We start from the raw sequence: 24,931 nt of genomic DNA on the forward strand, positions 1-24,931 counted from the left end.
TTTTCAAAGGCGTTCGGGGCACAAATAACCCTTTTTCATGACCGTTTTCAACTTTTCGGGGAGGGTTAGGACACAAAACACTTGACGGTTGTAAATTTCACGAAAACAGCCTATTATTTAACACACGTGCGGTGCCTGACACTTTAAAAAGCGGTGTCGCAGCCCGTTATTGTAATGCTTAGCTCTGTTTTCAAATCTATACTATAAGGAGCCACCTTTTCCCCATTATGCTGGAGTATTCTAATAATAGGCCGATCTCCGAGACCTATATTTTGTTCGGAAACAATCCCTTTTCTGCCGTCATTCAATTCAACGGTTATCCCAACCGGATAAATAGCAACGGCAAGCCGAAAAGCTTCAACCACTTTCTGTTCAAATAATGTGCCCGACCCTGCATATAGAATCTCGAGCCCTTCATGCGGAAGCATTGCTTTTCGGTACACACGGTTCGATGTAACCGCATCAAATACATCTGCCACAGCAATTATTTTGGCAAACTTGTGAATATCGCAGTCAGTTATTCCTCGTGGATAACCCGATCCATTCATCCTTTCATGGTGCTGGTATGCACAATGAGCGACTAAAAGCGGAATGGTTTGCACCTTTTTCAAAATTTGAAAGCCATCTTCAGCATGCTTTTTTATTGCTAAATATTCGTCTTCTGTTAACCTTCCTGGCTTTAATAAAACTTCTAAAGGTACATTCAATTTACCCACATCATGGAATATCGCACCCAGCCCAAGTATTTCAATCTCTTTCGGCGAAAGTTTCAACTCCATACCAATCGCAAGAGAATATAGGGTGACATTTAACGAATGGGTAAAAATATAATGATCATATGTATACGCATCTGAAAGCAGGTTTAATAATTCTTTGTTCTCTTTCAATTCTGCCAGAAGATTACGGATTAATTCAGAAAATCTTCTTGAAGCTTTTTCGATTACGAATGAACTCGTCAGCTTTGGATCCTTTTGGAGTTGCTGGAAGGTTGAATTAATCGTCTGAATCGCTTCTCTGCGAAGAGAATCTGTTAGTGTTCCGATATATTCGATATCGTCAGTTTGGCTATCTTTAATATAAATATAGCTTACCCCTAAAGTTTGAAGCCGCTGGATCATTCCTTCCTTTAGCTCGATACCTTCATTAAGTAATATTTGCCCTGTTTCATTATAAATGGCTTTAGCAAGAATCGTACCGGCTTCTACCGATGTGGTCGTCACTAATCTCATGAGTAACTCCTATTTCTTGTTTTTTCTTTGCTGCTTGCATTATAACTTACTATATTAAAGAAGATTTCATTTAAAAATAACTTTCTTCATTTTACGACATTTTCCCTATTGTTTCTACATTAACCTTTTTCACTTATGTATTTCAACCCGCTATAGACCTAGTTTTGTGGATACTTTATGGAGGATTGAAATAACGGACTGCCTATCCATTTGGGATTCCCTTGTAAACTTTAGATCCTACGATTCCTTTAAAAAACGAAAAAGGCAGCCGTCGAGGCATACCTTTCCATTATCTATAGAGTGGCTCTGTTTAATGTGAAACTTCCATCAGTGGGGGCTTTACTGCCCGTTAATCTGCGATAAATTCCCAACAACATCCCTTTATATCATCTTTAGAAGTGCTTCTCTTCCAATCATTCCTTTATGAATCCCAATTGCTTCCGCTTCATAGGTGACTGATTCGAGGGGAGCTTCAAGTAGTTGCTCAATTGTCTTGACACCTACTGCCCTTCCTGCAATAACTTTTCGATCCTTTAGCTTTTCGTTTAGCAATGCGACATCCAATGCACCGCACATGATATAACCTTTATCATTAGTGACAACGAGCAAATTCGTTTTCGGCAATTGTACTGATACGCACAGAAATGTATGGTTTTGGATGTCAATCGGTTTCAAATCAATCAATTTTCAAACACACTCCTTCCATTCTCCACTACACAGTATGTAGAAATGAGGAAAAGCGTGTATTTTTAACCATTGCTTGCTAAATTTTCACTTAAAAAATCCGCTCACCTATAAAGGTAAGCGGATTTTTTCAACAATCATTATCCGATACTGCCTTCCATCTCGAACTTGATCAGACGGTTCATTTCTACTGCGTATTCCATTGGAAGTTCTTTCGTAAATGGCTCGATAAAGCCCATAACGATCATTTCAGTTGCTTCTTCCTCAGAAATTCCGCGGCTCATTAGATAGAATAATTGTTCTTCAGAAACCTTCGAAACTTTCGCTTCGTGCTCTAAGGAGATGTTGTCGTTCATGATTTCGTTGTATGGAATTGTATCTGAAGTCGATTGGTTATCCATAATTAACGTATCACATTCGATATTTGCACGGGCGCCATCTGCTTTGCGTCCGAATTGAACGATTCCACGGTATGTTACTTTCCCGCCCTGTTTAGAGATCGATTTCGAAACGATTGTCGAAGAAGTGTTTGGAGCAAGGTGAATCATTTTCGCTCCCGCATCTTGGTGCTGCCCTTTTCCTGCTAATGCAATAGAAAGAGTCATCCCGCGTGCGCCTTCTCCTTTTAAAATAACTGCTGGATATTTCATCGTTAATTTCGAACCGATGTTACCGTCAATCCATTCCATTGTAGCATTCGCTTCACAAACGGCACGTTTTGTCACAAGGTTATAAACGTTGTTTGCCCAGTTCTGGATCGTTGTATAGCGGCAGTAAGCATCTTTCTTAATGATGATCTCAACAACAGCACTATGCAATGAGTTCGTTGTATAAACTGGAGCTGTACAGCCCTCTACATAATGAACATGTGCACCTTCGTCAACAATGATCAATGTACGCTCGAATTGACCCATGTTCTCTGAGTTGATGCGGAAATATGCCTGTAAAGGTGTCTCCACTTTGATTCCTTTTGGAACATAAATGAATGATCCACCAGACCAAACTGCTGAGTTTAATGCTGCAAATTTATTATCGGTTGGAGGAATAACCTTCGCCCAATGCTCACGGAAAATGTCTTCATTTTCACGTAAAGCGGAATCTGTATCTTTAAAAACGATCCCTTGTGCGACAAGATCTTCCTGCATATTGTGATAAACAACCTCTGATTCGTATTGAGCAGAAACCCCTGCTAAATACTTTTGCTCAGCTTCTGGAATCCCGAGTTTATCAAATGTTTGTTTAATTTCCTCAGGTACTTCATCCCATGAACGCTCTGTTTTTTCAGAAGGTTTAACATAATACGTAATTTCATCAAAGTTTAATGACGCTAAATCTCCGCCCCACTGCGGCATTGGCATATTGTAGAAATGCTCCAAAGATTTTAAACGGAAGTCGAGCATCCATTGAGGCTCATCTTTCAATTTTGAAATCTCTTCAACAATTTCTTTCGTCAAACCGCGTTTTGATCGGAAAATGGAAACGTCTTTATCGGCAAAGCCATATTTATAATCGCCGATCTCAGGCATCTTTTTTGCCATCGTCGTATTCCTCCATTCATATCGAAAGGGCTTCCCCAATCGTCTGTTCATATTTTGGCACAGGTTTGCAGATGGTTGGAAGTATTAATCAAACGTTGATTAATTGTCCTGTTCCTCTACCTTCAGACCCTTCTCCATCGCCTTCCATGCTAATGTCGCACACTTAATTCGTGCCGGAAATTTCGCCACTCCTTGAAGGGCTTCAATATCTCCAAGATCGATATCATCTTCATATTCTTTTCCTTGCATAATGTCAGAGAAAATTTTTGAAAGCTTCAAAGCATCCTCAATATTCTTCCCTTTTATTGCTTGAGTCATCATCGAGGCAGAAGATAATGAAATAGAACATCCTTCGCCATCAAATTTTGCATCAACGACTATGCCGTCTTCAAGCTTTAGCGTCAATTGAATCCGATCCCCACAAGTAGGATTATTCATATTAATCGTTAAGCTATCTTCCCCAAGCACCCCTTTATTACGGGGGTTTTTATAGTGATCCATAATTACTTGCCGGTAAAGCGTATCTAAATTATTAGAAGACATCGCTGAAATACTCCTTTGTTTTTACAAGTCCGGCGGCCAGCTTATCAATATCTTCCTCAGTATTGTAGAGATAGAAGCTTGCCCTTGCTGTTGCTGAGGCTTTGAGCCATTTCATTAGCGGCTGGGCACAATGGTGACCCGCACGAACGGCAATTCCTTCTGCATCCAATACTGTAGCCACATCATGAGGATGGACATCATCCAGATTAAAGGTGACAAGTCCAGCCCGCTTTGATGCGTCTTTCGGACCGTAGATCGTCATTCCTTCAATCGTAGACATTCTTTCCATCGCATAGGCAGCGAGTCTATGTTCATGAGCTTCGATATTGTCTAGGCCTATTTCTTCTAGAAAATCAATTGCAGCCCCGAGTCCAATGGCACCGGCGATAATTGGCGTTCCACCTTCAAATTTCCAAGGGAGCTCTTTCCAGGTAGATTCATACAAGCCAACAAAGTCAATCATTTCTCCGCCAAATTCAACCGGGTCCATGCTTTCAAGATGCTTCTTCTTGCCATAAAGCACGCCAATTCCGGTCGGTCCGCACATCTTATGTCCGGAAAAGGCGAAGAAATCGCAATCAAGGTCTTGAACATCGATTTTTAGGTGGGGAGCACTTTGAGCGCCATCTACCATCATTACTGCACCGTTTTCATGGGCAATTTTCGCAATCTCTTTCACTGGATTCATGACACCAAGCACATTCGAAACATGCATGACCGAAACAATCTTCGTATTGCTTGTGATCGTTTCTTTCACGTCATCAAGAGAAATCGATCCATCCTCTTGAAGCGGCAAATATTTCAGTGTTGCGCCAGTTTGCTTCGCCACCTGTTGCCACGGAATGATGTTACTGTGATGTTCCATATAGGAAATCACAATCTCATCGCCTTCCTGAAGATTTGCCCGGCCATAGCTCGCAGCAACCGTGTTAATTGCAGTTGTCGTACCTCTTGTAAAGATAATTTCTTCTGTCGATTTCGCGTTAATAAATTTACGAACCTTTTCTCTCGCACCTTCATACCCGTCCGTTGCCCTTGTGCCAAGTGTATGCACACCTCTATGCACATTCGAGTTGTATTCGCGATAGTATTTATCGATCGCTTCAATTACTTGAATGGGCTTTTGGGAGGTTGCAGCACTATCCAAGTATACAAGCGGTTTTCCGTTGACTTCTTGATTTAAGATCGGAAACAGTTGACGAATATCTTGGACATTCATTATCTTACTTTCCTTTCAATCACTGCAACAAGCTGCTTTTTAACCCCTTCGATTGGAAGTGCATTTACAACAGGCGCAAGGAAGCCATGGATAACAAGTCTTTCCGCTTCCGCCTTCGGAATACCGCGGCTCATCAAGTAATAAAGCTGAAGCGGATCTACGCGCCCAACAGATGCAGCATGCCCTGCTGTTACATCATCTTCATCAATAAGCAAAATTGGATTCGCATCCCCACGCGCTTTTTCGTTCAGCATTAGAACGCGAGATTCCTGCACTGCATTTGACTTCGAAGCGCCATGCATAATTTTTCCAATCCCATTAAAGATGGAAGTTGCAGAGTCTTTCATTACCCCATGCTTAAGGATGTATCCTTCTGTATTCTTACCAAAATGGACAACACTTGTTGTAAAGTTTTGCGTTTGATCTCCGCGACCAACGACAACTGTTTTTGTATCTCCGAACGAGCCGTCACCAACTAAATTTGTGACATTTTCATAAACAGTGTTGCCATCATTCATTAATCCAAGTGCCCATTCAATTCGGGCATCTCTGTCTGCAACACCGCGGCGATTCACATATGCCGTAATTCCTTTGGCTAGTGTATCAACTGCTCCGTATTGTACTTTTGCATTCGCTTTTGCGAATACTTCTGTCACAATATTGAATACACCGTTTGCAGATTCCATTGTTGAAACATAGTTTTCCACGTATGTGACAGAGCTATTATCTTCAGCAACAACAATCACATGGTTGAAAAGAGTAGTCTCTTCATCATCGTGGATATAAATAGCCTGAATTGGCTCTGAAATCTCTGTATTTTTCGGAACATATAAGAAGGCTCCACCATTTAATAATGCAGCATGTAAAGCTGTTAAGCGATGCTCATCAGCTTGTACTCCTTCTTTCATGAAATACTTTTGAAGTAAGTCGCCGTGTTCCCTTGCTGCTGTAAAGATGTCTGTAAAAATAACACCTTTTTCCTGAAGCTCTTTCGTTACAGATATATAGGTTGGTCGGTTATTGCGCTGGATATATAAATTCTGTTCAGCAGCTTCTAGGTCAATCAGCGTTTTCACTTCTTCGGGAAGCTCAGCTAATGATGAAAAATCCTCGCTGCCTACGATATGCTTATCAAATTGTGTAAAGTTCCATTTATCAATTCTAGTTTTATCAGGCTTAGGCATTGGGAGGTTATCCGCATTTGCAAGCGCATTTAAGCGAACCTCTGTCAGCCATGCCGGCTCGCCCATATCTTTTGAAAAGGAGCTTACGTATTCCTTATCAAATGGTAATTTTATTTCTGTCGACATAATGATCCTCCTAACAATTACGCTTCTTGACCAACTGTTTCGTCTTCGATACCAAGCTCTTGTTTAATCCAGTCATATCCTTCTGCCTCTAAACGTTGTGCAAGCTCAGGACCGCCTGATTTCACAATGCGTCCTTGCATCATGACATGTACAAAGTCAGGTTTAATATAGTTTAGAAGACGTTGGTAGTGAGTAATGATTAAGCAGCCGAAATCTTCGCCGCGCATTTCATTAATCCCTTTTGAAACGACTTTCAAAGCATCAATATCAAGACCTGAGTCGATTTCATCCAAAATCGCAATCTTCGGTTCAATCATCATCAGCTGAAGAATTTCGTTACGTTTTTTCTCTCCGCCTGAAAATCCTTCATTCAAATAACGCTGAGCCATATCTTGGTCCATTTCAAGGTATTCCATTTTGTTGTCCATTTTGCGGATGAATTTCATTAAAGAAATTTCATTTCCTTCTTCTAGACGGCTATTGATTGCAGAACGTAAAAAGTCTGCATTTGTCACGCCGCTAATTTCACTTGGATATTGCATAGCTAGAAACAGCCCAGCACGAGCACGTTCGTCAACTTCCATTTCTAGAACATCGTCTCCATCTAAAGAAACACTTCCTTGTGTTACTTCATATTTCGGATGGCCCATGATCGCAGATGATAATGTAGACTTACCTGTTCCATTTGGCCCCATGATTGCATGGATTTCTCCGCCTTTAATTTCAAGGTTTACACCTTTTAATATTTCTTTGCCTTCAATTGCAACATGAAGATCATTAATTGTTAATTTAGATCCTGCCATTATAATACCTCCATCAATAAAAGAAGATTTTTATCCTTCGGCAATTGCCGGAACCCTCTATTCTCATTTTATTCTCATTACAATCTTATAACAAATGAAAATTGTTAGCAACTCTTTCAGTCCATTATCAAACTTTTCATACAAAAATATATAAAAAGGTAGAAAGGGCCCCTTTCCTGTATTTCAATTTCACTCATATAATTCCATATACTAAATTTAGACATGTCCTATTTTTTACCGCAGTTACTTAATTCATGTACACAAATACCGCTTTGCAAATATATGGGGTTTTTCGCAAATAAATTATATTTGACCACGATCTCTGCGGGCACAAAAAAGGGAAACTAACAGTTTCCCTTTTCCTTCCTTATTAATAAGAGTGTATTCTTCTTCTTTCTAAATTGGCTAGTACCTGCTGGCTTTTAAGATATTCTTCTTGGCGCTTTTTTTCAACCTGCATTCTTACATCATGCTTCATGCTATACACTGCATAGCTGACACCATGAGCTCCTTGCATCGCTTTCTCCATCTCACTCGTATAATTCAGCTGTAACCGGTTGATACAAACCAATCCTTTCGACAATGCGAATTTATTTCATATAGGAATTTTACCATCTCCTATTTTTCAAACACAAAGTCGAAAAATCCCGATTATTTTTGGAGAGAATTCAAATACCGCCATTAAAGCGCTTACATATTTGTCATACTTAAAATATTAATAATATTCTTTTGACAATAACAGAACAAACGGAATTGCATAAAAAAAGCAGGCTAATTGCGTGCCTGCTTTTTCCAAAGTTTTATTCAGTTACCGAAATTACGGCACCTTGGTATTTTTCTTTAATAAAGTCTTGGATTTCCTTTGATCTAAGAACTTCTACTAATGTTTTAATTTCTTCTCGGTCTTTGTCCTCTGAACGAACAACAATTAAGTTAGCTGGAACAACATCTGCACCCTCGAATGCAATGCCTTCATCTTTGATGTTAACTCCACCTTCAAGCGCGTAATTTGTGTTGATTACTACTGCATCACCTTCTCCACTTTCAAAAGATGTAGCTAATAGTTTGGCTTCAATTAATTTAGAGAAGTCAAGGTTCTTTGGATTTTCAATAATATCTTCAACCCTTGCTGAAGCGCCAACGCCCTCTTTAAGTTTAATGACACCTTCTCTTTCAAAAATAGGCAAAATACGGCCATGGTCACTAAAAGAATCACTCATAATAATTTTGGCTCCATCTGGAAGGTCCTTAAGGCTTTTATATTTCTTTGAATAAACCCCAATCGGTTCTTGATGAATTCCGCCAACGCTAACAAAGTCATAATCCTTGTTTTCCTTCATTTGAAGCTCAAGATACCCAGGTGTTTGGAAGTAATTCGCATCAAGGTCTTTATCTCTTAATGTAACATTTGGCAAAATGTAGTCAGTAAATACTTGAATCTCTAAGTCAATGCCCTTTTCTGCTAATAGAGGTTTTGCTTCCTCAAGAATTTCTGCATGAGGCACCGCTGATGCTCCAACAACTAATTTTTTATTTCCACCTTCATCTGCGGCCTCTTCTTTCTTACTGCCACCGCATGCAACTAATGATAAAGAAAGTAAAGCTACAATTAAAAAACCAAGAACTTTTTTCATTTTTTTCTCCCCCTCTGTCATCGTTTGTCTGTTTTGTTTGTAAAATAATCTCCAATTAATTGGATGATAAATACTATAATTATGATTGCTATCGTTGCAGCAAATGTAACAACTGGATTATTGCGCTGAAAGCCTTCAAGATAGGCGAAATGACCCAGACCTCCAGCACCAATGACCCCTGCCATTGCCGTAAAACTTACCAATGAGATGGCGGTAACTGTGATACCTGATATTAATGCTGGCAGTGATTCTGGGATTAATAATTTAAAAATAATTTGACTGTGGCTGGCACCCATCGATTGCGATGCTTCAATAACGCCTTTATCAATCTCTCTTAGGGCAATTTCTACCATCCTTGCGTAAAAAGGAGCAGCTCCAATAATAAGAGCAGGTAAAGCTGCATTTGCACCAAGTATCGTTCCAAGCAATAATTTCGTAAAAGGAATTAATAACAAGATTAAGATTATAAATGGAATAGATCTAAAAACATTCACTATGACTGCAATAATCGAATTGAAAAATGCATTTTCCCACATATTCCCTTTATCTGTCAAAAACAAGAGCAAACCAAGTGTTAATCCTAAAATAAAAGTCGCAAGAACCGAAATCGTTGTCATATAGATGGTTTCTTGCGTAGCAATGATTAATTTTTCCCATTTAATCATCTCAATGAAATCAGCCATTTGCGATCACCTCCACACCCACCTGCTGCGAGCTAATAAACTTTATCGCTTCTGCAACTTCTGATTCGGCACCTTCCAAATGAATAAAAAGGGTGCCATATGAACCATTTTGTGTATGTGAAATTTTCCCCTGCAAAATATTCACTGTTATATCATACTTTCGAATTAGTTCGGTGATTAAAGGCTGTCCTGTTGAATCTCCTATAAAAGTAAGCTGAACTACTTGACCTTTAGGAAATGTTTCTAGGAGATGTTCAATCGTTTCTTTCGTTTCCTCTGGTTCGGTAACTTGCTGCACAAAACGCTTTGTAATAGGCTCCTGCGGGTTTTTAAATACTTCTAAAACCGAGCCCATTTCGACTACTTTTCCGCCTTCCATTACAGCAACCCGGTGACAAATCTTCCGGATAACATGCATTTCATGTGTAATCAGTACAATCGTTAAACCTAATCGTTCATTAATATCTACTAAAAGGTCGAGAATGGAATCGGTCGTTTGCGGATCCAGTGCTGAGGTTGCTTCATCACATAACAATACTTTCGGATTGTTAGCTAGTGCCCTTGCAATACCGACCCGTTGTTTTTGACCACCGCTTAGCTGTGACGGATAGGCGTCTTCTCGACCGTCAAGGCCTACAAGTTTAATTAATTCATTGACACGTTTTGTTCGCTCATCTTTTGACACACCAGCAATTTCAAGCGGAAATGCGATATTCTGCCTGACCGTCCTAGACCAAAGTAAATTGAAGTGTTGGAAAATCATACTGATTTCTTGCCGAGCTTTTCTTAACTGGCTACCTTTTATTTTTGATACTTCATTATTTGCGACGACTACTGTTCCTTCAGTTGGTATTTCAAGTCCGTTTAACATCCGGATTAAAGTACTTTTACCTGCACCGCTATATCCAATGACACCAAAGATTTCTCCTTCATTAATCTCCAGATTAACGTCATCTACTGCTCTTACTTCTTGACCTTGTTTCGATGGATAAATCTTTTGTACATTTTTGATTGTGATCAATGTCTATTTCACCCTCTTTATATCCTATTATTCACTTTTTTACGAACCTCTATCGTAATAACTGCTCTTATAGCTTTTTTGCATTCACTTATTTACGGATAAAAGAATATGCCCTTCTGACATGAGCAGAAAGGCATACTAATTTATAGTCCTTTCTCTCATCTTCCAAAGCAATTCTGCTTTGTGTGAATTGGCACCATTTCATTTTCATGACGGTTGCCGGGTTTCATCGGGCACTTCCCTCCACCTCTCTTAATAAGAGCGTAACATCTATATTCAATTAACACTTTACATTTAATAAGCAGTTATAATTACGATTGATATCGTATCATGGATATAAAGAGAGTGTCAACGACAATATTTTGAAATTTCCATTTAACAATTGGTTTTTAATTAAGGCGCTTTTCGCATATATTGTTGATTTTAGCCCCGTTAATTTCCGCTGCGGGCACTTGCTTTCCGCGGGGAGGGACTGGAGCCTCCTCGGCGTTACCGCATGTGGGGTCTCCAGTTCCCTCTATTAAGCTTTAGCTGTTAAAGATGATATTCCTGTGGCAGCCTCGATCGCCTGTTCTAAGTCGGCGATAAGGTCTTCGGCATTTTCGATCCCTACTGAGATACGGATCAAATCCTCCGGTACGCCTGCAGACTTTAATCCCTCTGCATCTAATTGCTGATGCGTTGTGCTAGCAGGATGGATAATTAAACTTTTTGCATCGCCTACATTTGCAACGTGAGCCCAAAGCTCAAGGCTATTAATTAACTTGGCACCCGCTTCTCTGCCGCCCGCAATTCCAAATACAACGACAGAACCTGCGCCTTTTGGCAAATACTTATCAGCCAATGCTTTATCAGGATGTTTCTCATTACCTGGGTAAAGAACCCAATTAATAGCAGGATGTGCTTCTAAATATTCGACAATTGTCTTTGTATTTGCCACATGCTCTTTCATTCTCACATGAAGAGTTTCTAGTCCAAGTGTAAATTGGAAGGCACTTTGTGCGCTTAATGCAGGACCTAAATCTCTGAGGAGCTGAACACGTGCTTTAATGATATAAGCAATCGGTCCAAGGGCCTCGCTGTATACTAGATTATGATAGCTTGGATCTGGCTCAGTGAAACCTGGGAATTTTGGAGAATTCCAATCGAATTTTCCTCCATCGACGATTACTCCGCCCATTGTCGTTCCATTTCCTAAAAGCCATTTCGTCGCAGAGTGGATCACAATATCCGCTCCATGCTCAATTGGTCTGCAGAGATATGGGGAAGCGAATGTGTTGTCAACGATTAGAGGAATCCCATTCTCGTGGGCAATTTCCGCAACCTTTTCAATATCCAATACCTTTAAGCTTGGATTTCCGATTGTTTCAGCAAAAACAGCTTTCGTTTTCTCTGTAATCGCTTCTCGGAAGTTTTCTGGATTTTCAGGGTCTACAAGATGAACCTTAATTCCGTATTTCGGAAGAGTTACAGCAAATAGATTATAGGTACCGCCATATAAATTGGAAGCTGCAACAATTTCATCTCCGGCCTGAGCAAGATTCAGAATAGCCAATGTGATCGCAGACTGGCCGCTGGCAAGTGCTAAGGCACCAACACCGCCCTCCAAGAGAGCAATTCTTTCTTCAAATACCGTCACTGTTGGATTATGAATTCGGCTATAAATATAGCCTGTTTCCTTTAAGCCAAAAAGATTTGCCGCATGCTCCGTGTTTTTAAATTGGTACGCATTATTTTGATAGATTGGTACAGCTCTAGCACCTGTAACAGGGTCCGGCTGTAATCCTCCATGGACACTTAGTGTTTCAAATCGATAGTTTTTTTGTTTTTCAGTCATTTTCCATCTCTCCTTTTTTAATGTGCAATAATTGGGCCTGCAGATACGGTCATCTTTAATATTTGATGAAACGGCTACAAAGGAGTGAACATTTTCATGTTCTAGTACTCCACTTTTTAAACTCCACTTAAATTAGAAGAGCTGAAAAAACCCTCTTCACAAGAAGAGGGTTGATCATCTCTTCTTATCTTCCAGAGCAAATACTCTGCTGGATTTAGCACCGCGTAAATTACCGGTTGCCGGGTTTCATAGGGCCAGTCCCTCCACCTCTCTTGATAAGAATATTCAATTTTTTTACTCGAGTAATTAAAATGATACTACCATACGCTGGATTGAAAGGTCAAGATTATTTTTGAACTTTCTGATTAAATAATTTTTAATTTTATCTGATTAACGGGCAGTAATCCCATACTGATGGAACTTTCACTGATCATGCGGCTTTGAAAGAAGAAACAGGGATTCCAAGAGGAGGGTCTTTCGAAATGTTGAAACAATTATAATTTCCTCATCCTTAACCGCGTCTCTTAATTTCCTTTTTCCCGTAAAAAGGGATTGAATAACCGCTTTAGATCCGGATATTACAGCATCAAAGTCATTAAATTGAGCACCATTAATGATAGAAATATCCCCCTTTTGAAAATTCAAATGGGTCTCTTCGTTATTCGACTTAATACACAATGATATTGAAGAATCCCTAAATAGCTGAGTTATATGCCCTCTGGACTTTACTTCCTCAATAAATGCAGCAGCTAGTTTTTCTATCACCCTCACCTCGAAAATAATGATCCTCTAATCAGACGTTCCCTATATGATAATTAATTTATATCCACTCATTTATATTTCGCAAAATCAAATGACAGTCCTTCTGCATTTGTTCGACAAAATAAGCAATTCCGCAGAAAACAAACAATTATCTCGATCAATTTCGTCATTGTCTTTATATTTCCCGAGAAATATGTCGAAGTAAAAGATGCCAGGTGCTTACCACCTGGCATCTTAAGATAATACTGTTTCTTGTATCTTATCTAACAAATATGGAACTGAGTGAAATGCATATATTTTCTCTTCAAGCCTACCCTTTTTAATTATCAGAAGACAGGGAACACTTTCAACTCCCCAATTTTCTGCAATTTTTGGCATAAAGTTCAGATCAACCTTCCCTATCGCTAGATTCGGGAGAAGTTCCGCTGTTACATCAAGCATTTTTCCCGCCATCTGACATGTTCCGCATAATGGAGTATATAAATAAAGCAAGCCCGACTTATTCTCTTTTAAAGTATTATCAATCTCTTCCCGTGACCATTCCTGCAACAATTCATATCATCCTCTATCCAAAAACTTTGTATAAACGTCAATATTGGCTCCTAGCAAAACAGTTGCCAAATGATGCTCAGGTGCCGTAGCAACCTCCCGATACATTCGATCAATATAAAGATGCTCAGCCTCAGGGAACTCTCTTTTAAATTGTTTTCGAAGCTTATCTCCTGCAGCATCAGCATCCACCAATATATAAACATCCTTATCAAACAGCATGTCTATTAATTCATCCAGTCGAGTAATGCTAATCGTTCCATTTGTGCAAATAATCTCAATAGGCTCACTTACGATCGTTTCCACTTTTCTTTTATCTGATGTGCCTTCTACTATAATTACTTTTTCTGAAATTTCCTCATCCATAATCATCACCTGAACGGAGTGTAGTTTAATAATTGTTTTGTTATTTTTTATCTTATTATATTCATTATTCGAGATATTGGTGTGAACTCCTGCCTTATTCGGTAACCGGCTTCGAAATTTATTCACTCTTAATATTTGATTTAATTAGTATTTTTACTAGTTACCTAAAAATCATATTCATAAAGCCGTTCATTTTTTATATAATCAGACATTTTTTCTTTTTTATCGGCCAATTCTGCTGGTTTAATGGCCAAGCCATTTATTCGGTTGTATTCTTTAATAAGAAAAAAGAAGCTAACTCTTTAATAAAGAGCCAGCTTCCTATTTCATCGAATTAGTCTTCTTTGACCATTTCTTCATATTGCTCTGCAGACATTAAGTTGTCCAGTTCGCCAGCGTTGGAAGGCTCAACAAGAATCATCCATGCTTTCTCATATGGAGACTCATTAACAAACTCAGGACTATCGCTTAAGTCTTCATTTACTGCTACAACTTTTCCGCTGATTGGTGCATAAAGCTCAGAAACTGTTTTAACAGATTCAACGCTTCCGAAAGGCTCGTCCGCTGTAATTTCGTCCCCTACTTCAGGAAGTTCAACGAAAACGATGTCTCCTAATTCAGATTGGGCAAAGTCTGTGATCCCGATGCGAACTTGCTCGCCTTCTGTTTTGATCCACTCATGCTCTTCTGAATAACGTAGTTCTTTAGGTGTGTTCATTCCAAATCCCTCCATTTTTTCATTTCAATCTATGATCGTTTGCATCGATCTCATTATTCATCATGGCATGAAAGAATTATTCAATTCCTCGTTATGTAAGCCATGTTTTTTCGTAATCCTCTTCTTTAAAGCCAACAGACACCTTCTGGCCATCCGTTAAGATTGGACGTTTCATCAGCATCCCATCGGTTGCCAGCAAATCAAGCAGTTCATCATCTGATGATGTTTTAACTTTATCCTTTAAACCAAGTTCCCGATATTTAAGGCCGCTCGTATTAAAGAATTTCTTAATGTCTAAACCGCTTTCATTATACATGTGTTCAAGCTCGCTCCGTGAAGGGGGATTTTCAACAATATGTACTTCTTCATAAGCTAATCGATGTTCATCTAGCCATTTCTTAGCTTTTCGGCAAGTCCCACATTTCGGGTACCAATAAAAAGTAAATGCCATCTTCCCACCACCTATGTTATCATGTCCATAATAAAAAATAAACTTACAATTTACAAAATAAATACTATCATATATTAATGATAACTAAAAGCATTGACTGTAAACTTATACATTGGCTGTTTTCGCAAACTTTGTTGCTCCTTAACAGAATTTTTTTTTCGAAAAGGAAAACTGGTCGCCATGAAGGGCGCATGACGATCGAAAACGACTCGATAATGGAAAAACGGTCGCCATAATGGGCGCATGACGATCGAAAACGACTCGATAATGGAAAAACGGTCGCCATAATGGGCTCATGACAATCGAAAACGACTCGATAAAAGAAAAACGGTCGCCATGAAGGGCGCATGACGATCGAAAACGACTCGATAATGGAAAAACGGTCGCCATAGGGGAGTTTATGGTGAATGAATAAACTTTAGTTAATTAGTTTTATTAAGCAACAATCTCTTAGAAATGAAACATTCAACATTTTTTAAAAATTCCTGTGTTTTATTAAACTATTTTTTTCATCATCACTAAGACTCCCTGCATAAATGAAGGGAGTCTATTTAAAAGGCATTTATCTAAGTGTGAATAATTTATAGAACAAATCGTTCTGCATCGATTAATTTTTCGGCCGCTTCACGTTTTTTCGCAATAACATTTATTGGTGTATGGCGTGTGAATTTACGCAGCGCCGAAATCATCATTCTTAATGCATCTCCAGTTTCAACGGCAACAAGTGTTTCTTTTGCATCTTGTTCGATTTTATTGAATGCTTCCTGGCAGAAAATTTGTGTATAAAGAAGCTTCTGCTTACTCTTTTCCAGACCGTCTTTTACGATCGCCTTTTCTGTCCGGAGAACAACAGATTCCATTGAATAAGCATTTGAAATGATATCAGCAATATTGACTAAAACTTCTTGCTCTTTTTCTAAAGCTTTTCCGTACTTCTGAGCAGCGAGACCTGCAGCAAGCAAACCGATTTTCTTCGCATTTTTCACTAAATATTTTTCTTGGGCTAATGGCTCGTCACCTGGCTCTTCTGGCATTAGCATCATAAGCTCTTCCTGCAAAGCCTGCGCCTTTTGGAATAGTGGCAACTCACCTTTAAACGCCTTACGAAGATACGTTCCAGGAACTAATAGGCGGTTTATTTCATTGGTGCCTTCAAAGATGCGGTTGATACGGGAATCACGATAAGCTCTTTCAATTTCATACTCAGCCATGAAGCCGTATCCGCCATGGATTTGAACGCCTTCATCGACAACATAATCAAGTACTTCAGTATTGAAAAATTTATTTAACGAGCACTCAATAGCATATTCAGCAATCGATTTCGCTACTTCTTTTCCGTCCTTTACCTCTTCGTCAGATAGCTGACTCATTCGGTCTTCAAATAACCCGACAGTGCGGTATACAGAGCTTTCCGCAGCATAGATCTTCGACGCCATTGTTCCAAATTTCTCTTTCGTTAAATTGAACTGGGAAATCGGCGTTTTAAACTGCTGGCGTTGGTTTGCGTATTGCACTGTAATTTCAAAAGCGCGTTTTGAACCGCCAACAGCTCCGACCCCAAGCTTATAACGTCCGATATTCAGAATATTAAAAGCAATGATATGCCCTTTTCCGAATTCCCCTAATAAATTCTCTTTTGGCACAAGTGCATCTTCAAAAATCAATGTACGGGTTGACGAGCTCTTAATCCCCATTTTCTTTTCTTCCGGACCAACGGATACGCCTTGGAATTCCCTTTCAACGATAAAAGTAGAGAAATGCTCACCGTCTATTTTTGCATAGACAACAAAGATATCTGCAAAGCCTGCATTTGTAATCCATTGTTTTTCTCCATTTAATATATAATGGGTGCCTTCCGCATTTAACCTTGCAGTTGTTTTGGCGCCAAGCGCATCAGAACCTGAGCCCGGCTCTGTCAAAGCATATGCAGCAAGCTTTTCACCTGTCGCTAAGTCAGGCAAATACTTTTGCTTTTGCTCCTCGTTACCGAATAGTACGATTGGAAGTGAGCCGATTCCCACATGTGCACCGTGAGAGATCGAGTAACCGCCAGCACGGGCCATTTTTTCCGCAATAAGGGCCGAACTTACTTTATCTAATGCAAGGCCGCCATACTCTTCAGGAACGTCAGCTCCTAGCAGCCCCAATTCCCCTGCCTGTTTTAAAAGCTTTACAGAACGGTCAAATTCATGGTTTTCCAGGTGCTCTACTTCAGGTAAAACTTCATTTACAACATACTCTTCTGTTGTTTTTGCGATCATTTTCTGTTCATCTGTATAATCTTCCGGCGTAAATACACGGTCATATGAAACATCTTCAATTAAAAAGCTTCCACCTTTAATTAACTTATCTGTTTGATTTGTCATCGCCTTTTCCTCCATTCTATTGGTTCTAAAAAAACTAATCGGATTTCTCCCCCTGATTTATAAAAATTGGCTATTTTACTTAGTAGTGCGGAGTAGTTGATTTCCGCTCCAGATGCTCGCTTTCCGCGGGGCGGGCGGTGAGCCTCCTCGGCGCTCTGCGCCTGTGGGGTCTCACCTGTCCCGCTGCTCCCGCAGGACATTGAATAAACATCCGTGAATTAACACCGCACGAAAAAATGCGTATGCATTTTGAGGATCTCGCACCTTCCGCTCCAATCAACTTTATATAAAACCTAGTTAACAACAATCATTTAGAAAACGGCCTAAAAATTAAAGTAATTCAAAAACTCCTGCAGCACCCATTCCTCCGCCGATACACATGGTTACGATACCAAATTGCTGGTTTTGCCTTTTCATTTCATGAATTAGCGACAATGTCAGCTTTGCACCTGTACATCCAAGCGGATGTCCTAAAGCAATAGCGCCACCGTTCACATTGACTTTTTCTTCATCAAGCCCAAGCTCCCGGATAATCTGAATGGATTGCGAGGCAAATGCTTCATTTAGTTCAAATAAGCCGATATCTGAAAGCTCCAATCCTGCAAGCTTTAAGGCTTTTGGGATTGCGACAATGGGGCCGATGCCCATAATTTCAGGCGGAACCCCACCTACTGCGAATGACCGGAATTTCGCCATTGGCTTCAGACCTGAAGATTCTGCTTTTTCGCGGTCCATCACCATCACTGCTGCAGCTCCATCACTTGTTTGAGAGGCATTTCCTGCCGTTACTGAACCGGTTACAGAGAATGCCGGGCGAAGCTTCGCAAGTGTCTCTACAGTTGAATCAGCACGTACTCCTTCGTCTTGAGTGAATTGGATTGTACCCTCGAATAATTTATTATCTTTGCCAACAGATCGTAAGGTAACATCTACTGGAACGATTTCATCAACAAACTTGCCTCCTTGGAGAGCTTTGGCAGCTTTTTGATGGCTTCTAACAGCAAATGCATCCTGATCCTCGCGGGTTATTCCGTACTTTTTCGCTACCTCTTCTGCTGTATGGCCCATACTCATATAATATTGAGGTGCTGTTTCAGCTAGCTTTACATTCGGGCGAACAACATGCCCCATCATTGGTACAAGGCTCATTGATTCTGCACCGCCAGCGATGATCGTGTTAGCATGGCCGATCATAATTTTTTCTGCTGCATATGCGATAGATTGTAATCCTGATGAACAGTACCTGTTAATTGTAATGGCCGGAACTGTATGCGGCAGTCCCGCTAAAGCACCAATATTCCGAGCCATATTCATTCCCTGTTCAGCTTCTGGCATCGCACACCCAATGATTAAATCATCAATATTGCCTTCATAATTTCCTGCTCGCTTTATCGTTTCCCGAACAACAAGGGCACCTAGATCATCCGGCCTCACATTCGCTAAAGTGCCTTTTTTCGCTTTGCCGACCGGCGTTCGGGCACCTGCAACGATTACTGCTTCTCTCATTTTATTCCCTCACTTTCCTTCAATGCTTAGTATTCATAGTCTATTATTCTATGATTGTATAAAAAAATATTGTAAATCTGGGTAGGGTTTACGTTCTGAGTGATGGATTTTGCCCTGCAAAAAGGGCACACTTCAAACAAATCCGAACCACAAATCTTCCGTTTTTCTACTATAGCTATTCCATTAATTACGCAATGGCTTTCCCTTTAAAAGCATATGCTGCATGCGTGCTTGAGATTTCGGCTCTGCCACCAAGCTTAAAAACGCTTCCCTTTCTAAATCGAGAAGGTATTGTTCATCCACTTCTGTTCCGTATGGCACTTTTCCACCGGCAATCACGTAAGCAAGCTTCTTCGCAATTTTTAGATCATGTGCTGAAATATAGCCTGAGTGCATCATTGCCTGTGCTCCTAATAACATCATTGCGTACCCGGTTTCGCCAACGACCGGAACTTTTTTACGGACAGGAGGCTTATAACCTTTTTGAAAAAGTGAGAGGACAGCCTGTTTTGCATCATAAATCAGGTGGTCTCCATTTACGCTAATCCCATCGGCTAAATGAAGGAAATTATTATCCCGTGCTTCGTCCCCTGAAGTTGAAACTTTGGCCATTGCAATCGATTCAAATACTTTATTAGCAACCTTTTGGAGGTCGAATTCTACCCCATTTGGCATGTTTTCGAGATGTTTTAAATAAAGCTCCTTGTTGCCGCTTCCGCCAGGGATCAAGCCTACACCCACTTCAACAAGGCCCATATATGTTTCACTCGAAGCTTGAATATGTGCTGCTGGCAGACAAACCTCTGTCCCGCCGCCTAGCGTCATTCCAAACGGTGCAGCCACGACTGGTTTTGAACTGTATTTTATTTTCATCATCGCCTGCTGGAAGTGCCGAACGACCATATCAAGTTCATAAATATTATCATCCTGAGCTTCCATTAAGATCATCGCAAGGTTGGCACCTACACAGAAGTTTTTCCCCTGGTTGCCAATGACAAGCCCTTTGTAATTCCTTTCCACTTCATCGATAGCAAAGTTAATCATTTGAATAATATCAAGACCAATTGCGTTACTTTGGGAATGGAATTCAAGAAGTGCGACCCCATCGCCAAGATCAATTAAGCTCGCCCCGCTGTTCTTTTTTATCACACCGTTTTGTTTTTTCAGACGCGTTAAATTAATCACTTTTGGATTCTCTTTAATTAATTGATATTCGCCATTTTGATAGAAGTAGAGATTGCCAGCTTCTTCTTTATAAAAGGTTGTGAATCCTTTTTCGAGCATTTCCTTTACCCAAGCAGGGACCTCTACACCTTCCTCTTTCATCCTGCTGATCGATTTCTCCACCCCGATCGCATCCCATGTTTCAAATGGTCCAAGCTCCCAGCCGAAGCCCCATTTCATCGCACGGTCAATTGCAACGACATCATCTGCAATTGAACCGAGTAATTGAGCCGAATAAATTAAAGCTGGACTTAATATATTCCATAATAGCTGGCCTGCGCGGTCATCCGCATAAACAAGCCCTTTCATTTTATTCCCTGTTCCTTTTTCCGGCTTGCTCAGTTCAATTGCCGGTGTATTCAGCTTTTTGCGCTCGCCGTATTCCAATGTTTGCGGGTTTAACTCTAAGATTTCTTTTCCCTTTTTCAAAAAGAAGCCTTGCCCTGATTTGCTTCCAAGCCAACCTTTTTCCAGCATTCCTTTCATAAAATCAGGGACTGCAAATACTTCTTTTTCTTTGCCTTCTACTTGTTCAAACACGTTGCCCGCAACATTTACAAATGTATCAAGGCCTACAACGTCAAGCGTTCTGAAAGTTGCACTTTTAGATCTGCCAATAAGCGGACCTGTAATAGAATCAACCTCACCAACACTGTATCCGCCTTTCAGCATTTCCTGAACAGTCACTAAAAGCCCATAAGTACCGATGCGGTTGGCAATAAAGTTAGGCGTGTCCTTCGCTTCAACGACACCTTTTCCTAGCACATCTTCACCAAATTGTTTCATATAGGCCAATACTTCTGGAGCTGTATGTTTCGTAGGGATAATCTCTAAAAGTTTCAAATAACGCGGTGGGTTAAAGAAGTGCGTTCCAAGAAAGTGCTTTTGGAAATCTTCCGAGCGTCCTTCCGCCATTGCTTCAACTGAAATGCCTGAAGTGTTCGAGCTCACGATGCTTCCCGGTTTCCGGAACTCGTCAACCTTTTCAAACACTTGTTTTTTTACAGCGAGGTTTTCGACTACGACCTCAATCACCCAATCGACATCTTTCACGCGTTCCATATCATCTTCAAAATTTCCGGCTTCGATTAAAGCGAGATTCGTTTTTTTCGTTAGCGGAGCTGGCTTTTGTTTCAAAAGCTTTTGTCTTCCCGCTTCACTGATGCGGTTGCGGACACTTTTATCTTCAAGGGTTAATCCTTTTGACTTTTCGGATTCTGTTAATTCGCGAGGTACAATATCTAGCAGCAAGGTTGGAATTCCAATGTTCGCTAAGTGGGCTGCAATGCCAGAGCCCATTACCCCGGAACCGAGAACTGCTACCTTTTTGATTTGTTGGATCAACTTTATTTCCCCCTTTTACCTTTTGAATGAATACTCATTCATTTTTAGTCCAAAAAAAATTCATCTGTGAATATGTCTTGTTATTTATAACTATAGAATATTTGAAAAATTTACGCAATGGTTTTTGAGGCTGAAATTAGAAAATTTTAAAAACTGACGATTGTCTAAACTCGAATATGCGGATACAAGACCTTACGGGCAACTTGCATGCTCCATCTTAAAATCTCTTTCTGAATTTACCCTTTTTCCTAGTGAAAAAAACAATAATGGACATTCTATTAGTGGAGGTGAAGAATCAATGGCGAGAAGAAAAAGGAACCCTTCGAAAGCAGGGGTAAGCGCAGCAAGTGTGAAAGGCAATGCAGGCCCAACTGTTGAAGCAGATGGCGGCGGGAAAGTGAACAGTCAAAATAATCAATATAAAAAATAATCATTCATTACGGAGGGATTGCTTATGCAACAGCAAAATATGAATATGCAAAATCAGCAAGGAGTAATGCAACAGCCGCCTGCTGTCATTTCTACGAAAGACTCTATGTATTTAACAGACATGCTTTCCTGGAATTTACTAGCTGTGAAAAAGGCCCATTTCTATGCTCAGCAATGCCAATGCCAGGAATTAAAGGCGGAGTTTGAAAGATGCGGTCAGATGCATCAGCGCCATTATGATCAAATTCTTACTCATTTAAATCCGCAAAACCAATCCTTTACAGGGGTTCAATAAGAAAGGCGGGACCGCCGAATCTCAAAATAACAAAGTAAATCATTATCATTTCACGAGGAGGCACTTAACATGTATCAAAATCCGATCCAGAATCAGAACCAACAAAATGCAATCCAAAACCCTGAAACTCAAATCCCGAAAACGCCACAAATGAATGACCGTGATTTCACAAACGATCTATTAGCGATGGAAAAATATATGACGTCTTCTTACTGTACCTATTTGCACGAAGCCAGTCATCAGGCGCTTTATCAAGATATGTTAAACATTTTTACTGAAACACAAAATGAACAGCGCGAATTCTATAACATGATGTTCAAAAAAGGCTGGTACAAAGTCGAAGCCGCCGAACAGCAAAAACTGCAGCAATCATACCAACAGTTCCAAGGTTATACAAACCAGTTGCCGTATCAGTGAGGTACAATATCCTGCACACCAAAAAGCCGTTTTCCTAACTGGAAGCCGGCTTTCGTTTTACTTACTTAGGTCTATCCTATTATCTATTCGCTTTTCTCCGATCTGCAGATTTATTTCCCCATCTATTCATAATCCTTCCAAAATCGGTAACAATAAGCACAATGCTAGAAATGACGGTGATTGATGATGAAAAAATGGTTACAAAAGAAGAGTGTACAAAAGGATATAGAGAAAAAAGACTGGGAAAAAACATTATTAAAATCGAAGGACTTTAAAAAATCATTTTATTTCAATCGAAAAACAAATGTGCGGTTTTGCCTTACATTTATGACTACTTTAATTGATGACGCCATTATACAGCAAAGTATACTCCCAGATTTACTCGAGGGGGACCTTCTATCGATTGAAGATATCAAAAAAATCCTCCCTATTACAGACGTGGAAATAAGCGAAGATCCTTCTGGAATAGAAGAGAAACTGTTCGATGGCTGTGTCATGCTGACAATTGAAACAGAGGAAAAAAAATTCGGCTTTATTCCTGCCCGAAAAGAAATTATTCGTGCTTTATCACCACCCGAGGTAGAGTTTTCCGTAATCGGCCCAAAAGAATCCTTTGTAGAATCAATCGGCGTAAATTTAAACTTAATTCGAAGAAGATTACCTGTAAAAGAATTAATCGTAGACGAGTTTACGGTTGGAACTATATCGAAAACACAAATTGCTGTCTTACATATTGAGGGAATTACGAATCAAGAGAATGTGAATACGGTCAAGCAACGTATAAAAGAAATTGAAATCGATACGATTATAGATAGTTCTTATATTGTTCAAATCATATCGGATAACTCCAATTCGCCATTTCCACAGTTATTGGATACAGAAAGGCCAGATAGGATAGCAGCGGTTTTGGCTGAAGGGAAGGTAGCGATTTGTGTAGACGGCTCCCCTCATGTTTTACTTGGACCAACTACTCTAGTTGAATTTTTCAGTGCTTTTGATGATTATTTCCTAAATTGGGGTTTAGCAACATTTTTTAGGTTACTTCGGGTATTTGCGGTTGCCTTCTCCGTCCTAATTACACCCATTTATGTAGCAGCACTAACCTATCATTATGAGATGATTCCAAAGGAATTATTAAGTACTTTAATTACATCGAGGAGAGATGTCCCCTTTCCTCCCATTCTAGAAGCTTTAATACTGGAAATGACGATTGAATTATTAAGAGAGGCTGGAGCAAGACTGCCGACAAAAGTCGGTCAAACAATCGGTATCGTAGGCGGAATCGTCATAGGTACTGCTTCAGTTGATGCAGGCCTTACAAGTAATGTTCTCCTTATCATTATCGCACTTGCTGCTCTCGCTTCCTTTACAACACCTGTCTACAAGATGGGTAATGCAATCCGTATTCTTCGCTTTCCTTTTTTACTTTTTGCACAGTTATGGGGGCTCCTCGGGATTCTTTTTTGTTTTTGTATTTTATTAGCCCACTTAATCCGTCTTACCTCGCTTGGCAGGCCATTTTTAGAGCCGTTTTATCCGCCACGGGTGACAGACTTAAAGGATTCTATAGTCAGCCTTCCGCTTCAAAAGCTGGCTTCGCGTCCAGAACTTTTAAAGACAGAAAAGCAATATCGCTTTAATAAGAAAAAAGCAAATATAAAGAAAGATATTGATGAATAAGAAAAGCGAAGGAGCCTTGATCAGAGGCGACAAGCATAAGCCGAGACGGCTGTTGGCTGCACTTTAACCTTCTTTACGGATTGGCTTATGACCTCCGACGTACAGGACGTACTAATACCGACGTTGCAATGGTAGTAGGAAAGTTTCGGCAGTATTAACATCGCACGAAGAAAAAAGCGTATTTCTTTTTCGAGTATGGCGCTCTTAGTCGGCCAACCCCTAGGCTCCGCATCTAGACAGATCTATCTGATTTTTCGCTACGAGTGGTACAATGCATTTCGTTGTGAATCATTATGTTGCTAAAGCAAAAAGAGTTCGAAAAC

General features: G+C 40.0%; 24 protein-coding genes and 2 riboswitches. Of the genes, 4 read left to right on the plus strand and 20 right to left on the minus strand.

What is annotated here, in order from left to right; all coding sequences use genetic code 11:
• Positions 1-143: 143 nt before the first annotated feature.
• The 20 genes from BGM26_RS17805 to BGM26_RS17900 form a co-directional block, all read right to left on the minus strand.
• A complete protein-coding gene (locus tag BGM26_RS17805) occupies positions 144-1,229 on the minus strand; it encodes an HD-GYP domain-containing protein (protein ID WP_217041617.1) in 1,086 nt (361 codons plus the stop codon).
• Between the two features lie 381 nt (positions 1,230-1,610).
• Positions 1,611-1,913 carry a YunC family protein gene (locus BGM26_RS17810; protein WP_217041619.1) on the minus strand — a complete coding sequence of 101 codons (303 nt, stop codon included), beginning with the start codon at positions 1,911-1,913 and terminating at the stop codon, positions 1,611-1,613.
• Positions 1,914-2,053: 140 nt separating this feature from the next.
• Positions 2,054-3,451 carry a Fe-S cluster assembly protein SufB gene (gene sufB / locus BGM26_RS17815; protein WP_217041622.1) on the minus strand — a complete coding sequence of 466 codons (1,398 nt, stop codon included), beginning with the start codon at positions 3,449-3,451 and terminating at the stop codon, positions 2,054-2,056.
• Between the two features lie 99 nt (positions 3,452-3,550).
• Positions 3,551-3,994 (minus strand): Fe-S cluster assembly sulfur transfer protein SufU, encoded by a 444-nt coding sequence (sufU, locus tag BGM26_RS17820; RefSeq protein ID WP_217041624.1) that lies wholly within the window; start codon positions 3,992-3,994, stop codon positions 3,551-3,553.
• The gene (locus tag BGM26_RS17825; RefSeq protein ID WP_217041626.1) at positions 3,984-5,213 is read right to left on the minus strand and encodes a cysteine desulfurase; all 1,230 of its coding nucleotides are present in this window, start codon (positions 5,211-5,213) and stop codon (positions 3,984-3,986) included. The genes sufU and BGM26_RS17825 overlap by 11 nt, the downstream gene beginning before the upstream one ends.
• Entirely contained in the window at positions 5,213-6,523 is a 1,311-nt protein-coding gene (gene sufD / locus BGM26_RS17830) for a Fe-S cluster assembly protein SufD (RefSeq protein WP_217041627.1), read from the minus strand. The genes BGM26_RS17825 and sufD overlap by 1 nt, the downstream gene beginning before the upstream one ends.
• A 17-nt stretch (positions 6,524-6,540) precedes the next feature.
• On the minus strand, positions 6,541-7,326 hold the full coding sequence (gene sufC, locus BGM26_RS17835) for a Fe-S cluster assembly ATPase SufC (RefSeq protein ID WP_217041629.1): 786 nt from the start codon (positions 7,324-7,326) through the stop codon (positions 6,541-6,543).
• Positions 7,327-7,696: 370 nt separating this feature from the next.
• Positions 7,697-7,909 (minus strand): YuzK family famiily protein, encoded by a 213-nt coding sequence (locus BGM26_RS17840; RefSeq protein ID WP_217041805.1) that lies wholly within the window; start codon positions 7,907-7,909, stop codon positions 7,697-7,699.
• Positions 7,910-8,126: 217 nt separating this feature from the next.
• Complete coding sequence (locus BGM26_RS17845) at positions 8,127-8,960, minus strand: MetQ/NlpA family ABC transporter substrate-binding protein (RefSeq protein ID WP_217041630.1); 834 nt, start codon at positions 8,958-8,960, stop codon at positions 8,127-8,129.
• A gap of 17 nt (positions 8,961-8,977) precedes the next feature.
• On the minus strand, positions 8,978-9,643 hold the full coding sequence (locus BGM26_RS17850; RefSeq protein WP_217041631.1) for a methionine ABC transporter permease: 666 nt from the start codon (positions 9,641-9,643) through the stop codon (positions 8,978-8,980).
• A complete protein-coding gene (locus BGM26_RS17855; RefSeq protein WP_217041632.1) occupies positions 9,636-10,664 on the minus strand; it encodes a methionine ABC transporter ATP-binding protein in 1,029 nt (342 codons plus the stop codon). Before BGM26_RS17855 ends, BGM26_RS17850 begins: the two co-directional genes overlap by 8 nt.
• Before the next feature lie 155 nt (positions 10,665-10,819).
• Positions 10,820-10,926, minus strand: a riboswitch (SAM riboswitch).
• Positions 10,927-11,184: 258 nt separating this feature from the next.
• Positions 11,185-12,501, minus strand: coding sequence for an O-acetylhomoserine aminocarboxypropyltransferase/cysteine synthase family protein (locus tag BGM26_RS17860; protein WP_217041633.1), 1,317 nt, complete (start codon positions 12,499-12,501; stop codon positions 11,185-11,187).
• A 181-nt stretch (positions 12,502-12,682) separates the two neighbouring features.
• Positions 12,683-12,783: riboswitch (SAM riboswitch) on the minus strand.
• A gap of 141 nt (positions 12,784-12,924) precedes the next feature.
• Positions 12,925-13,146 (minus strand): hypothetical protein, encoded by a 222-nt coding sequence (locus tag BGM26_RS17865; protein WP_217041634.1) that lies wholly within the window; start codon positions 13,144-13,146, stop codon positions 12,925-12,927.
• A gap of 351 nt (positions 13,147-13,497) precedes the next feature.
• Complete coding sequence (locus tag BGM26_RS17870) at positions 13,498-13,815, minus strand: thioredoxin family protein (RefSeq protein WP_367949357.1); 318 nt, start codon at positions 13,813-13,815, stop codon at positions 13,498-13,500.
• Between the two features lie 6 nt (positions 13,816-13,821).
• The gene (locus BGM26_RS17875) at positions 13,822-14,178 is read right to left on the minus strand and encodes a toprim domain-containing protein (RefSeq protein WP_217041637.1); all 357 of its coding nucleotides are present in this window, start codon (positions 14,176-14,178) and stop codon (positions 13,822-13,824) included.
• A gap of 334 nt (positions 14,179-14,512) precedes the next feature.
• Complete coding sequence (gene gcvH / locus BGM26_RS17880) at positions 14,513-14,896, minus strand: glycine cleavage system protein GcvH (protein ID WP_217041641.1); 384 nt, start codon at positions 14,894-14,896, stop codon at positions 14,513-14,515.
• A gap of 91 nt (positions 14,897-14,987) precedes the next feature.
• Positions 14,988-15,347 (minus strand): arsenate reductase family protein, encoded by a 360-nt coding sequence (locus BGM26_RS17885; RefSeq protein ID WP_217041644.1) that lies wholly within the window; start codon positions 15,345-15,347, stop codon positions 14,988-14,990.
• A gap of 581 nt (positions 15,348-15,928) precedes the next feature.
• Positions 15,929-17,713 carry an acyl-CoA dehydrogenase family protein gene (locus BGM26_RS17890; protein WP_217041647.1) on the minus strand — a complete coding sequence of 595 codons (1,785 nt, stop codon included), beginning with the start codon at positions 17,711-17,713 and terminating at the stop codon, positions 15,929-15,931.
• Between the two features lie 330 nt (positions 17,714-18,043).
• A complete protein-coding gene (locus BGM26_RS17895) occupies positions 18,044-19,219 on the minus strand; it encodes an acetyl-CoA C-acetyltransferase (RefSeq protein ID WP_217041650.1) in 1,176 nt (391 codons plus the stop codon).
• A 183-nt stretch (positions 19,220-19,402) separates the two neighbouring features.
• The gene (locus BGM26_RS17900; protein ID WP_217041800.1) at positions 19,403-21,784 is read right to left on the minus strand and encodes a 3-hydroxyacyl-CoA dehydrogenase/enoyl-CoA hydratase family protein; all 2,382 of its coding nucleotides are present in this window, start codon (positions 21,782-21,784) and stop codon (positions 19,403-19,405) included.
• A 301-nt stretch (positions 21,785-22,085) separates the two neighbouring features.
• Between BGM26_RS17900 and BGM26_RS17905 the strand changes: the two genes are divergently transcribed.
• The 4 genes from BGM26_RS17905 to BGM26_RS17920 all read left to right on the plus strand — a co-directional run bounded on the left by BGM26_RS17905 (position 22,086) and on the right by BGM26_RS17920 (position 24,608).
• On the plus strand, positions 22,086-22,217 hold the full coding sequence (locus tag BGM26_RS17905; RefSeq protein ID WP_217041653.1) for a YuzL family protein: 132 nt from the start codon (positions 22,086-22,088) through the stop codon (positions 22,215-22,217).
• A 24-nt stretch (positions 22,218-22,241) separates the two neighbouring features.
• Positions 22,242-22,511, plus strand: coding sequence for a hypothetical protein (locus tag BGM26_RS17910; protein ID WP_217041655.1), 270 nt, complete (start codon positions 22,242-22,244; stop codon positions 22,509-22,511).
• A gap of 69 nt (positions 22,512-22,580) precedes the next feature.
• Positions 22,581-22,928, plus strand: coding sequence for a spore coat protein (locus tag BGM26_RS17915; protein ID WP_217041657.1), 348 nt, complete (start codon positions 22,581-22,583; stop codon positions 22,926-22,928).
• Positions 22,929-23,114: 186 nt separating this feature from the next.
• Complete coding sequence (locus BGM26_RS17920) at positions 23,115-24,608, plus strand: spore germination protein (protein ID WP_217041658.1); 1,494 nt, start codon at positions 23,115-23,117, stop codon at positions 24,606-24,608.
• Positions 24,609-24,931: the final 323 nt, after the last annotated feature.

The organism is Bacillus sp. FJAT-29790, assembly GCF_019039215.1.
Classification (GTDB): domain Bacteria; phylum Bacillota; class Bacilli; order Bacillales; family Cytobacillaceae; genus Cytobacillus.

Bases quoted from the DNA above. Each gene is read 5' to 3' on its own strand.
- sufD (WP_217041627.1), bottom strand. From the start codon at position 6,523: ATGTCGACAGAAATAAAATTACCATTTGATAAGGAATACGTAAGCTCC.
- BGM26_RS17825 (WP_217041626.1), bottom strand. From the start codon at position 5,213: ATGAATGTCCAAGATATTCGTCAACTGTTTCCGATCTTAAATCAAGAA.
- gcvH (WP_217041641.1), bottom strand. From the start codon at position 14,896: ATGAACACACCTAAAGAACTACGTTATTCAGAAGAGCATGAGTGGATC.
- sufB (WP_217041622.1), bottom strand. From the start codon at position 3,451: ATGGCAAAAAAGATGCCTGAGATCGGCGATTATAAATATGGCTTTGCC.
- BGM26_RS17860 (WP_217041633.1), bottom strand. From the start codon at position 12,501: ATGACTGAAAAACAAAAAAACTATCGATTTGAAACACTAAGTGTCCAT.
- BGM26_RS17890 (WP_217041647.1), bottom strand. From the start codon at position 17,713: ATGACAAATCAAACAGATAAGTTAATTAAAGGTGGAAGCTTTTTAATT.
- sufU (WP_217041624.1), bottom strand. From the start codon at position 3,994: ATGTCTTCTAATAATTTAGATACGCTTTACCGGCAAGTAATTATGGAT.
- BGM26_RS17920 (WP_217041658.1), top strand. From the start codon at position 23,115: ATGAAAAAATGGTTACAAAAGAAGAGTGTACAAAAGGATATAGAGAAA.
- sufC (WP_217041629.1), bottom strand. From the start codon at position 7,326: ATGGCAGGATCTAAATTAACAATTAATGATCTTCATGTTGCAATTGAA.
- BGM26_RS17805 (WP_217041617.1), bottom strand. From the start codon at position 1,229: ATGAGATTAGTGACGACCACATCGGTAGAAGCCGGTACGATTCTTGCT.
- BGM26_RS17850 (WP_217041631.1), bottom strand. From the start codon at position 9,643: ATGGCTGATTTCATTGAGATGATTAAATGGGAAAAATTAATCATTGCT.
- BGM26_RS17845 (WP_217041630.1), bottom strand. From the start codon at position 8,960: ATGAAAAAAGTTCTTGGTTTTTTAATTGTAGCTTTACTTTCTTTATCA.
- BGM26_RS17915 (WP_217041657.1), top strand. From the start codon at position 22,581: ATGTATCAAAATCCGATCCAGAATCAGAACCAACAAAATGCAATCCAA.
- BGM26_RS17905 (WP_217041653.1), top strand. From the start codon at position 22,086: ATGGCGAGAAGAAAAAGGAACCCTTCGAAAGCAGGGGTAAGCGCAGCA.
- BGM26_RS17910 (WP_217041655.1), top strand. From the start codon at position 22,242: ATGCAACAGCAAAATATGAATATGCAAAATCAGCAAGGAGTAATGCAA.
- BGM26_RS17885 (WP_217041644.1), bottom strand. From the start codon at position 15,347: ATGGCATTTACTTTTTATTGGTACCCGAAATGTGGGACTTGCCGAAAA.
- BGM26_RS17895 (WP_217041650.1), bottom strand. From the start codon at position 19,219: ATGAGAGAAGCAGTAATCGTTGCAGGTGCCCGAACGCCGGTCGGCAAA.
- BGM26_RS17875 (WP_217041637.1), bottom strand. From the start codon at position 14,178: ATGGATGAGGAAATTTCAGAAAAAGTAATTATAGTAGAAGGCACATCA.